Source organism: Candidatus Neomarinimicrobiota bacterium, assembly GCA_018647265.1.
In the GTDB taxonomy this organism is placed as follows: Bacteria; Fidelibacterota; Marinisomatia; order Marinisomatales; family TCS55; genus TCS55.
Window position 1 is genome coordinate 1 of the sequence record JABGTK010000081.1, and the last position, 11,484, is coordinate 11,484.

General features: G+C 40.4%; 10 protein-coding genes. 7 read left to right on the plus strand and 3 right to left on the minus strand.

The features are described from left to right. The 7 genes from HN459_04830 to HN459_04860 all read left to right on the plus strand — a co-directional run. On the plus strand, nucleotides 1-1,143 hold a 1,143-nt coding region (locus HN459_04830; GenBank protein MBT3478769.1), incomplete at its 5' end, for an alanine--tRNA ligase. A gap of 8 nt (nucleotides 1,144-1,151) precedes the next feature. Further along, complete coding sequence (locus HN459_04835; GenBank protein MBT3478770.1) at nucleotides 1,152-1,577, plus strand: DNA-binding protein; 426 nt, start codon at nucleotides 1,152-1,154, stop codon at nucleotides 1,575-1,577. A gap of 8 nt (nucleotides 1,578-1,585) precedes the next feature. Continuing rightward, complete coding sequence (locus HN459_04840; protein MBT3478771.1) at nucleotides 1,586-1,969, plus strand: RidA family protein; 384 nt, start codon at nucleotides 1,586-1,588, stop codon at nucleotides 1,967-1,969. A gap of 7 nt (nucleotides 1,970-1,976) precedes the next feature. Continuing rightward, nucleotides 1,977-2,390 carry a hypothetical protein gene (locus HN459_04845; GenBank protein ID MBT3478772.1) on the plus strand — a complete coding sequence of 138 codons (414 nt, stop codon included), beginning with the start codon at nucleotides 1,977-1,979 and terminating at the stop codon, nucleotides 2,388-2,390. Beyond that, entirely contained in the window at nucleotides 2,387-3,763 is a 1,377-nt protein-coding gene (locus HN459_04850; GenBank protein ID MBT3478773.1) for a sodium-dependent transporter, read from the plus strand. The genes HN459_04845 and HN459_04850 overlap by 4 nt, the downstream gene beginning before the upstream one ends. 4 nt (nucleotides 3,764-3,767) lie before the next feature. After that, nucleotides 3,768-4,574 (plus strand): hypothetical protein, encoded by an 807-nt coding sequence (locus HN459_04855; GenBank protein ID MBT3478774.1) that lies wholly within the window; start codon nucleotides 3,768-3,770, stop codon nucleotides 4,572-4,574. A gap of 15 nt (nucleotides 4,575-4,589) precedes the next feature. Continuing rightward, on the plus strand, nucleotides 4,590-7,421 hold the full coding sequence (locus HN459_04860; protein MBT3478775.1) for a hypothetical protein: 2,832 nt from the start codon (nucleotides 4,590-4,592) through the stop codon (nucleotides 7,419-7,421). A gap of 3 nt (nucleotides 7,422-7,424) precedes the next feature. Here the strand turns inward: HN459_04860 and speB are convergent, their stop codons facing one another. The 3 genes from speB to HN459_04875 are packed head-to-tail and all read right to left on the minus strand — an operon-like array spanning nucleotide 7,425 to nucleotide 11,231. Further along, entirely contained in the window at nucleotides 7,425-8,213 is a 789-nt protein-coding gene (speB, locus tag HN459_04865) for an agmatinase (protein ID MBT3478776.1), read from the minus strand. 13 nt (nucleotides 8,214-8,226) lie between these two features. After that, a complete protein-coding gene (locus HN459_04870; GenBank protein ID MBT3478777.1) occupies nucleotides 8,227-9,048 on the minus strand; it encodes a class I SAM-dependent methyltransferase in 822 nt (273 codons plus the stop codon). 32 nt (nucleotides 9,049-9,080) lie between these two features. Then, nucleotides 9,081-11,231 carry a M3 family metallopeptidase gene (locus HN459_04875; protein ID MBT3478778.1) on the minus strand — a complete coding sequence of 717 codons (2,151 nt, stop codon included), beginning with the start codon at nucleotides 11,229-11,231 and terminating at the stop codon, nucleotides 9,081-9,083. Nucleotides 11,232-11,484 lie beyond the last annotated feature (253 nt).

Consider the following 11,484-nt stretch of genomic DNA (forward strand, 5'->3'; position numbering starts at 1 on the left):
CCATTTTATGCTGAATCCGGTGGGCAGATTGGAGATACGGGATCAATAAAGGGCGATGGCGTAAATCTTTCTGTGCTGGATGTGAAAAAAGATGGTAATACATTTATCCACTATTGCAATGGATCTATTGGTGAAAAATCAAATGGGAAAGTCCAATGTGAAGTAGATGAAGATCGCCGACAGAATATTCGCAAAAATCATACTGCCACACATCTAATGCATAAGGCATTGAAGATTGTTTTAGGCGACCACGTCCACCAGGCTGGTTCACTTGTCCATGCCGATTATCTCAGATTTGATTTAACCCATTTCGAAAAATTGACATTAGATGAAATTCGGGGAATTGAATCAATCATAAACCGTGAAGTGTTAATAAACAATGCGTTGGATATTACAGTTAAAGGTTTTGATGAAGCTAAAAAAGAAGGTGCAACAGCCATGTTTGGTGAAAAATATGGTAATGAAGTGCGTGTTGTAACAGTTGGCGACTTCTCCAAAGAATTGTGTGGCGGCACTCATGTAGATCGAACTGGTGATATTGGATTATTTAAAATTTTAGAAGAATCTTCACTGGCCGCGGGGGTGCGGCGAATCGTCGCAGTAACAGGACCAAAAGCAGTGGAATACGTTCAGAATCAATCTGCAAGTCTGGAAACAGTTCAATCTCAATTGAATTGTGGTGCGGATATGGTTGCTGAGCGGGTAAGCCAATTATTATTACAGAAAAAGGCATTAGAAAAAGAATTAAAACAGCGCAAAAAAACGGGATCTTCCTTTAATGTAAAATCGCTGGTGGATGGTGGAAAATCAGTCGGTAAACAAACAGTAGTGGTGAAAATGACCGATGCTACTTCTATGGATGAGTTAAAAGATTTGGGCGATACATTGTTGGGCGGTCTAAAAAGTGGCATTGGCGTCCTTGGGGCTGAAGGTGAAAAACCAATGGTTGTTATTGTAGTGACTCAAGATTTGGTCAAAACAGGTGTAAAAGCCGGCGCACTTGCTAAAAGTATTGGTGCAGAAATGGGTGGCGGTGGTGGTGGAAAACCTCATCTTGCTACGGCTGGTGGGAGAGATTCGGCCGCGTTAAAATTTGCCATGGATAAAAGTTTTGAAATTATTAAAGACACAATTGAAGGATAAAGCACAATATGCAGTATAAACAGGACGGTGATACTTACATTATTTACGTGGAGCAGGATGAGGCGATTATGGAAACGCTCACCCAGTTTTGTAAAGATCGCAACATAGCTAATGGGCAACTTTCTGGTATTGGGGCAATCAAAGAAATTGACTTGGGCGCCTACGATTTAGAGAATAAAGAATATGTCCGAAACTTTTATGAAAATATTTGGGAATTGACATCTTACCAAGGGAATGTGTTACTCAAGAATGGGGAACCATTTATTCATGCGCACATAACAATTAGCGACCATAGTATGGATGTAAAAGGTGGCCATCTGTTTGAAGCAAAAGTCGGTGCAGTGGGAGAATTTATTTTGAGAAAAATTGATACCGACGGTAAAAGAGAGTTTGATCCCAATATTGGTCTCTTTTGTATGGCCTTTAACGATTAGGAGAAAATATGAGTAGACAAGTAATCAATGACGCCCATGCGCCAAACCCCATTGGATCATACAATCAGGCCGTCATTGCCAATGGATTTGTATTTACTGCCGGTCAGATTGCTATCGATCCTGACTCGGGTCATTTGATAGAAGGGTCATTTAAATCAAGAGTGGAACAGGTTTTTAAAAATCTATCAGCTATTTTAGAGCGGGCGGGGACTGACTTGTCGAAGGTAGTTAAGTTTACTGTTTTTTTGACGGACATGGATAATTATGCCGAAGTGAATGAAGTATTCAACGTATGGTTAGATGAAGCGGAAGCACCGGCGCGATCTTTGGTGTCGGTGGTCGGGTTGCCAGCAGGAACCGACGTTGAAATAGAATGTGTCGCCGCCATATAAATTTTGAATGATCAAAAAAATTACTATAATCCTGATTCTAATGTTTCCTTTGTTGGGACAGGAAGCAGATAGCCTTAATCAAAAATCAACAAAACAGGCGGCACGGAGGGCGTTAATGCTTCCCGGGGGCGGACAATTTTATAATAATCAGCCAATCAAGGGCGGATTATTGATAGTATCTGCAATTGCCACGGGGTATCTGTACATGGATTATGGTAATAAATATAAGAATTTCAACGGTACTGATTTGACCGAAAAGGCACAGTATTTAAAACTAAGAAACAAATATGGATGGTGGATTGGATTTGTCTATATTTACGGCCTCCTCGACGCCATCGTCGAGGCACATTTACATCCATTTCATGACGTAATGAATGAAGACCTAGAGAAACCGAAAGAAGAGAAAGAGCAAAAACAATGAGTCAAAACCGTGAACAATGGGGGTCAAAGTTAGGATTTATCTTGGCTGCTTCAGGATCCGCAGTTGGTATAGGAAATATTTGGAAATACCCCTCAATAGCTGGCCAAAATGGTGGCGGTGCTTTTACCTTAGTTTACTTAGCCTGTATCCTGGCTGTTGGTTTATCTATTCTCATTGCTGAATTTGTTATTGGTCGTAAAACGCAATTAAGTCCTGTGGGTGCATTTGAAAAACTGGCTCCGGGTACCCATTGGAAATGGGTAGGATATCTCGGTGTCGCATCTGCCTTTGTAATTCTTTCTTTTTATGGCGTTGTGGGTGGATGGATATTTAAATACATCATTGATTCCTTTTCTGGTGGTTTTGCCACGTTTGCCGGTAATATTAAAGCAGCAGATTCCGCGTTTGAGGTATTTAAGACAAGTACCTGGGAGCCGGTAATATATCAGGTTTTGTTTATGGCTTTGTGTATTTGGGTTATTGTTAAGGGTGTAAAGGGCGGCATTGAAAAATGGTCCAAAATTATGATGCCCTTGATTGTTATTCTATTAGGTATGCTAGCCGTTCGAGGCATGACACTCCCCGGTGGAATGGAGGGATTATCATTTTTATTTAATCCTCGGTTCGAAGACTTAACGGCTTCGGCCATTGTGTTGGCGCTGGGCCATGCATTCTTTACAGTAAGCCTCGGAATGGGAACCATGATTACCTACGGTAGTTATCTCGATAAAAAACAAAATTTAATGACTTCAGCCCTATGGGTGATTTTCTTAGATACTGCCATCGCCATGCTAGCCGGTGTCGCTATTTTCACAACAGTATTTGCACTGGGTGCCGATCCAGCAGCAGGCCCCGGACTTATTTTTGGTGTATTACCGGCAGTATTTGCTCAAATGGCCGGTGGCGCTATTTGGAGTACGATGTTTTTCATCCTCCTATTTATGGCGGCATTGACATCTGCAATCTCAATACTTGAAGTTGTAACCGCTTATTTTATAGATCAAAAAGGATGGTCTCGTAAAAAAGCCACCATTCAGTTTGGTGCTGTGATTACTGTGGTGGGGGCATTCTGTTCATTCTCTTTAGGTGGTGGAATCAATATTACAGAATTCATGGGAATGCCTTTCATGGATTTCATGGATTATTTATCCTCAAAATACATGTTGCCTATCGGTGGCATGCTTACTGCCATATTCGTCCTAAAAAAATGGGGAATCGCCAATTATTTGGTTGAGCTAAAAGAAGGGATGGAAGGGATGGATTTATCTCCACAATTAGTGAAAACATTTCTCACCATTGCAGCAGCAGTTGTAGCCTTTATTATTTTTAATGAAGTATATGCCGAAATTTTCGGCAAAGCATTAATAGGTTAAGCAGATGTTGGCAGAAAAGTATTTTCCCCGAAATTCAGGGCGATATGGCCGTTTAGCAGCCATTGCAAAAAAGATGGATGGTTTCGCAGCACTCAATCCTGAGCGTTGGTTTGGGATTTGGGCAATGGTTCTCGCCGGTGCAAATGTGTCCGCTTATTTAGAAGATCGATGGCTTTATTGGGAATGGTCCACCTTTTCTTACTTTCTAGTGTCAATAATGGTTATTGCATTAGTGTGGGATAAATTTATGTTTAGGTTTCCCCTTTTTCCTCAAAAAGTGGATTCGATTAAATCAGCTAGTTTCATGCTTTTAACGGGATTTGCCCTGTTTTTTCTGGGGACAATTCCCGCCGGATTTGATCCTTTAGTTTTTGCCTATGGATTACCTTATTTCATCTTTTTTGTAGTGGCGCATTTGACTTATGCTATCCCCATTAAAGAGAATGAAAAGGGAGAAAGATCCGTGCCCGAGAAAAGCGAAATGACACTTCCCTTGGCTATAATTATTGGATTAACCATTATAACCGCTACGGCAGGTGTTCTCCATGATGATCCTATAATTAGCACAATCTCAGCTGTATATTTGCCATTTCCTCTGGTAGCTTTGATTTTTCCTTCTGCAGTAAGACATTTGCAGCGCTGCCGTGCTTATGTGGTCTTTATTCCGGTCATGTTTATTGCAGTGCGATTTCCCTGGTTCTTATTTATGGTACTTCCATTATTTTGGATTTTAAGGCATTATAATTATTTTCGTCACGGTGTTGTTTCACCTTCTTTCAAAGTGGATCTACCTGACGGCAATGATGGATAAAATGGTTTAAATTTTATGGATCGCCCTTCACTTTTAAAAAAACTTCAATTAAATAAGTTTGTAGCTATCGATTTTGAAACGACGGGTCTTCAGGTTGAGACCGATCGTATAATTGAAGTTGCTGCTATTTTATTTATAGATGGGGAGCCATCGAAACGATTTACTTCTCTCGTTAACCCGGGAATTCCTATTCCATCTTTCATTGAGGAAATTACTGGAATTACCAATAATATGGTGGCGGATGCACCGGCCGAAAGTAAAATCGTCGATGACTTATTTAAATTTATCGGTAAACATCCATTAGTTGCCCATAACACACCTTTTGATTTGGCTTTCTTACAGTCCATGGGCGAAAGGCATAATAAGGAATTACCTGATCGCAAACTGTATGATACTTTACCCTTATCGCGCGCTTTATTGTTTTTTCAGCCGGCTCATAATTTGAGTGCAGTTTCGGATTTTTTCAGTCTCTCTACAGAAGGAGCACATAGAGCAGAATACGATACTGAAAATTGCGGAAAAATATTTGTTGAATTGGTTGAAGAAGCAGCCAGTTATAACCTCAATCTTATATCCAGAATTTTGGCCTTACTGAAACCATTTGATACTCATAATAAAGATTTATTCATTGATTTGGCCAATGCCTTGACCCAGATCGGTGATTTAAAAAATGGATTAATCGAGTCCAAAATACCCAAACCTACTAACACTAATATATTCATCAATGGTGGTGAGAATGATATAACAGCAATTTCAAGTCATGATGTATTTGGTCCCGACGGCCATTTAAGTTGTTCATACGAAAATTATGAAGATCGCCCAAACCAAGTCAATTTCAGTGAATTTATAGACGATATTATGGCCAGTCCTGGTGGTATCGGCATTGCAGAGGCGGGTACCGGACTGGGAAAAAGTATGGCATATTTATTTCCTGCTATGAAAAACAATCTTTTAAATCCTGATGATGGCCCCGTGATTATTTCCTGTTATACCAAACATCTTCAAGATCAATTATTTAACAAAGATTTACCTCAATTAACCAAAGCGATTGATGCACCAGTCCAGGCCGTGGTGATGAAGGGGCGCAGCAATTATGTGTGTAAGTCCCGCTTAAATTGGCTGATTGGCGGCGCAGAGAAAATGCTTAATGGTGAAGAGGCCATGTATCTCGTTCCACTCATGATTTGGCTGGAGCATACCCAAACTGGTGACATGGATGAATGCCCCGGTTTTACCAATGGATTTACATTCCGTCTCATGGCATTGGTGCAAAGTGAGCCGGGATTCTGTACGTCCCCAATTTGTTCTCGTCATGGTGGATGTTTTTTCGGTCCTTTGAGGAAAATGGTATACAACGCCAATCTGATTGTTGTGAATCATGCATTACTTTTGTCTGAAGCAAAAGCGCGAAAAGAAGCGGGTGAAGGGATGGGCTTTCTTCCGGAACATAAGTCCGTTATTATTGATGAGGCTCATAATATTCCCCAGGCTGCTTACCGCCAATTCACTTCCGTTTTAGATCAACGATCTTTGGGTTATTTTCTTGAACGAGTGGACCCAGAGCATTCCCATTCTGTTCGCTGGAATAATCAGCTCAAATCATTAGGTGGTCTCCATCCCCAATTTGAAGGAATGCGTAGAGAATTGGGTCGAGATGTGGCTGAATGTCGGGATTCAATAAAATCCTTTTTTGACCAAATGGCGGGAAATAGCCTACACAAATTTGATCCTGGTGCTAAATATTCAACCAAACTCATTATTCAAAATTTAGTTGAAGAGTTTGGCGCTTTGTCCGGCGAAATAAAGCAAATGAATCGTTGCTTTCATACCGTGAGAAATCAAGTGCGAAAACTGCGTGAAGCGTTGATGGATATTGATGAAAAGAGAGAAGATTTTCTAGAACTCCATCAACTGTTTGATCGAGGTGAGGGACTCATGACCGATTCTTTATTATTGATTCAGTCGCTAACGTCCAATCAGGATGATGATCATGTATATTGGTATGAAGGTAATTTCAGAAATTATAGAGGAAAAACACAGCTGATTCTTACTGTTCAAGCGGCACCAGTTGATTTGGGCAATGACCTTTCATCTGGCTTATTCAAAGAATTGAATCATTGCATCCTTACTAGCGCTACCATTCGTATCCGTGATTCATTTGATTATTTTCTCCAACGGACTGGTTTGAATGGAGTGGAATTTGATGACATCCAAACAGCTGTTTTTGAAAGTCCATTTTTATATAATGAACAAGTAACCTATTACCAATATTCCGGCAGCGATGGACAGAAACCGGATGTATTGGCAAATATGATCTACGCCTGTCACCAACGATATAATAAACGCATGATGGTGTTATTCACATCCAGAGCACAATTGGTGAATACCTACGATATATTACAGCGAAAGTCCGGTGGAAAAAATTTGCCAATCTTTGCCCAGAAAAGACAATCATCACGGGCTGGATTGGTGCGAGGTATGCATCAGTCCCCCAACGGAATTTTACTGGGAACCAATGCTTTCTGGGAAGGAGTGGATCTCCCGGGCGATTTGTTGGAAGTTTTGATTATTGTGAAAATGCCCTTTGATGTGCCCACAGAACCATTGGTGAAAGCTTATGGCAATATGATTGAAACTGAGGGTGGCAATCGTTTTATGGATTATGCCTTACCCGAATCAGTAATTAGGTTTCGTCAAGGGTTTGGCCGCTTAATTCGCACAGCTTATGACGAGGGAATATTTATTGTGATGGATGACCGAATTGTAAATAAAAGATATGGTGTCGCCTTCGGTGAGGCAATCCCTGTTGATATGAAAATATTCAATCGCGTGGATTTTTTGGGGTAATCCTTAACCCAATATTTTCCCCAAAACTTCTTTCAACAATTTAGCCGCAACCACCGCGGTCATATTATTAATATCCCTGTCTGGATTGTATTCTACAATATCGCCTCCCACCACATTCCCATTTAATTGATGGATTACATTCACCAAGTCTCGAGTGGAGAGTCCGCCCGGTTCATGATGAGACACACCCGGGGCGAAGGCGGGATCAAGGGCATCCAGGTCAATTGAAACATAAACAGGTCCGTCAAATTCAAGTGAAAGAGATGAAACGAAGTTTCTCATTTCAATTACTTCAATGCCGAATCGTTTAATCTGTTCTTTTTGATGATTATTTAAGGTTCGAATGCCCACTTGAACCAACCGTTTCACCAAGCCATTTTCCATAATTCGAGCAAAGGGGGAAGCGTGAGAATAGGGATTGTTCTCAAAATTATCGTATAGATCAGGGTGAGCATCAAAATGTAGTATATTTAAATTGGAATAATTCTGACTGTAAGATTCAATGATGGGAAAAGTAATGGAATGATCACCACCGAGTGAAACTACTTTTTGGCCACGATTCAATTCTTTACTAATAGTTTTACGGATAGAATCCATAGCCACTTTTCCCGCAGGAAGTTGGAGAATACCAATATCCCTAATTCTGTCCACATCATCACAATTAACACCATTTTCAGCAAACATGTTGGATGCATCGGAATGGAAGGCATCCATGATAAGAGGTGGCGCTTTGGCAGGCCCTTTTAAAAATGATGAATTTTCATCTAGGGGAATGCCAATAATAGAAACCATTATTTAAAATTCTTTATTCGGTCTCAAAAGTACAAACAGAATAAGTATTAATTAATTCTGCTTCAGTCGATGGTTTCTCAGGTTCATATGATTTTTCTAGAATTGTCATGGGCACGTCTTCAGAAACAATTAATGATGTGTTTTCTTCGATAATGTGAATATTGTCAAATCCTGTAATCCAAGGAGATCCTAGATCATCAAAAATTTCAGCGACCTCATCAAGTTCTTCTTTACCGCTATCTTGATTGAGTATATCATAGGTGAGATAATCAAAGGCAATACTAAATCGACTTATGTTTTTAGTTAAGGTGTTAAATAAATCAAAAATGAGTTTCTCAGGGATGTACATTGAGTTTCCTTCCCAGATAAACAGGGTGGATTCTTCAGTTTTAAAGCCACCTTTTTTCATCAGCGAAATGACATCTTCTTCTATATAGTTACATGGGATAAATATGGAGGGATAATTAATGTTATTTTTCTCAATTACATTTTGTTTGAAATTCAATACAGTCGCTTGATCCACATCAAAAAACTGGACATTTGGTTTTGCGTATTTACATGCTCTCATATCAAAACCGCCACCCAATAATACTATTTGAGTAGCGCCGGCATCTATGTGTTCTGTTATTTTATCGTTAAAATATTTGATTCGATAGCGAACCAATTCTTTTGTATCCGGAAGGATTGATGACATTTCATGAGACTTTTTAACCATTTCATCATTCAAAAAATATCTGGCATAGTCATCTTTAAAAAGAGGATTTTCACGATCGGATTCTTCAGCACGAAAGGCTGCAATTATAAATGCAGTCGATCCAATTTGATTAATATCCATTTTTACTATATGTAGTTGTAATAAATTAGAATTTAGTTCAATCCACGCCGATCCAACAGTGGTTGAATGTTCGGTTCGGAACCACGGAAATCTTTAAAAATAACCATAGCATCTTCACTGCCGCCGCGGGATAGAAGTGTCCTGCGAAAATGGTCACCATTCTTACGATTCAATCCGCCATTTTCTTTAAACCATTCTACTGTATCCGCATCCAGAACTTCACTCCAAATATAGGAGTAATAACCGGCAGAATAACCGCCAATAATATGGGAGAAATAGGTACTGCGATAGCGGGGCGGAATAGCATCCATAGCAACGCCACCTGATTTAAGTGCATCTGCTTCAAAGGCGATAAGATCAACTGATTCAGGAACTTGGTCCGGAGTTAATTGATGGAGCGCTTGATCCAATATGGAAGCAGCCAAATATTCAGTAGTGGCAAATCCTTGGTTGAATTTCTGAGTGGCCAAAACTTTATCTAAAAGTTCTTTTGGCATTGCTTCGCCTGTTTCATGGTGAACAGCATAATTTTTTAGCACTTCTGGCCAAATGGCCCACATTTCATTCACTTGTGAAGGATATTCCACAAAATCGCGCGGTACGGAAGTGCCGGCGAAATAAGGATAATTCACATCAGAAAACATACCATGGAGCGCATGGCCAAATTCATGAAACATGGTTATAACTTCCTCAAAGGTGAGGAGGGTGGGATCTCCTTCGGGTGGTTTAGTTATGTTCTGATGGTTGGCAATTACGGGTTTATTATTTTTTAGTTTGGATTGACCAACGTATGCATTCATCCATGCGCCGCCTCGTTTAGAAGAACGGGCGTATCCATCGTAAATGAAAAGAGCTAAGACTGAGCCGTCATAATCAAATACTTCAAAAACACGGACATCTTCTTGGTAAACAGGAAGGTCAAACCGTTCTTTGAATGAAATGCCAAAAAGTTGGTTGGCTGCATAAAAGACGCCATTTTGTAGCACATTGTCCATTTCGAAATAGGGCTTTAATTGGGATGCGTCAAAATTGTAGCGATCGGCCCGAACCTTTTCTGTATAATAAGTCCAATCCCACGATGCCAGTTCAAAGTCGCCTCCTTCAGCATTAATCATTTTTTGCAGATCCGCAGCTTCACGATTGGCATTGGCCATGGCTGCAGGTGCAAGTCCGGATAAGCGTTTGTTTACTGCGTCCGTGGTTTGGGCCGTTTGGTTTTCCAGTGAATAGGCGGCGTGGTTGGCGTATCCCATAAGTTGAGATCTTTCAGCGCGGAGTTTAATTACTTTGGCTAAAGTTTCTCTATTATCAAAATCACCACCACGACTTCCGCGGGAGAGAGATGTCTTATGAATCCGTTCTCGAAGGGCTCGATTGGTGAGTGAAGACATGGGTGGCTGTCCACTGGTGTTTCTTAAAGTGATGACATATTTTCCTTCTAATTCCCGAGATTTCCCTTCGTTCGCTGCCGCTTCGATGGCGGCGTTAGAAAGTCCATCCAATTCTTCTATTGAATTCACAACTACCGCCAGTGCATTTACTTCTTTTAATACATTTTGGCTAAAGGTGGTTTGGAGAACGGCCATTTCACTATTGATGGATTTTAGCCGTTCCTTTTCTTCTGTAGAAAGTTTGGCACCGGCGCGGACAAAGTCAGTATAATATTTTTCTACGAGACGAAGGGATTCCGCATCTAAATCTAAGTCATTGCGTTTTTCATGAAGTACCATGACTCTTTCAAATAATTTACCATTCAACAAAATCTGGTCACTGTGGGCCGACAACTTGGGCGCCATTTCACTCCGAATTTTTTCCATATCATCATTGGTATTGGCAGAAGTGAGACTGAAAAAGACAGTGGCTACTCGATCTAGTAATGCACCGGATATTTCTAAGGCAACGATAGTATTTTCAAAAGTAGGTGCATTTTTGCTGTTGGCGATTGCTTCAACCTCTTCCATATGTTCGGCCATGCCTTTTTCAAATGCGGGCGTGTAGTGGCTGTTTTTTATCTTATCAAATTGGGGATATTTAAAATAGAGTGGACTCTCCTTGTAGAAAGGATTCTCACTCTCAGGCGCCGGTATGTTTTTGGCGGTAACTGTGGGATTATTGGTTGGCACGGTACAGCCTCCTAAAAATAGAATGCAGGAAAGAATTCCTGTGAATAATTTGAATTTCATTTTGAATTAACTCCTCTGTTAAAATCATAATTTCCGTAGCAAAGATACGAGGAAGGCAAGGGAAGGTCAAAGGAGCAAACTTCCAAATCTAATTTTTAGAGATTATGATTACCTTGATGATTATTTATTCAGGATTCTGAGTTGTCCAGTACGCCCAAACGATGAGAATGAATTGAATGGGCAAACGAATATAAAGTGCAATAGGGCTAATGTCTGAAAACAATTCAGGATGAAACGCCATGTGGAGGTTGGC

Excerpts from the sequence above, each read along its gene's own strand:
- HN459_04835 (MBT3478770.1), top strand. The coding sequence starts at position 1,152 with ATGCAGTATAAACAGGACGGTGATACTTACATTATTTACGTGGAGCAG.
- HN459_04840 (MBT3478771.1), top strand. The coding sequence starts at position 1,586 with ATGAGTAGACAAGTAATCAATGACGCCCATGCGCCAAACCCCATTGGA.
- HN459_04845 (MBT3478772.1), top strand. The coding sequence starts at position 1,977 with ATGATCAAAAAAATTACTATAATCCTGATTCTAATGTTTCCTTTGTTG.
- HN459_04850 (MBT3478773.1), top strand. The coding sequence starts at position 2,387 with ATGAGTCAAAACCGTGAACAATGGGGGTCAAAGTTAGGATTTATCTTG.
- HN459_04855 (MBT3478774.1), top strand. The coding sequence starts at position 3,768 with ATGTTGGCAGAAAAGTATTTTCCCCGAAATTCAGGGCGATATGGCCGT.
- HN459_04860 (MBT3478775.1), top strand. The coding sequence starts at position 4,590 with ATGGATCGCCCTTCACTTTTAAAAAAACTTCAATTAAATAAGTTTGTA.
- speB (MBT3478776.1), bottom strand. The coding sequence starts at position 8,213 with ATGGTTTCTATTATTGGCATTCCCCTAGATGAAAATTCATCATTTTTA.
- HN459_04870 (MBT3478777.1), bottom strand. The coding sequence starts at position 9,048 with ATGGATATTAATCAAATTGGATCGACTGCATTTATAATTGCAGCCTTT.
- HN459_04875 (MBT3478778.1), bottom strand. The coding sequence starts at position 11,231 with ATGAAATTCAAATTATTCACAGGAATTCTTTCCTGCATTCTATTTTTA.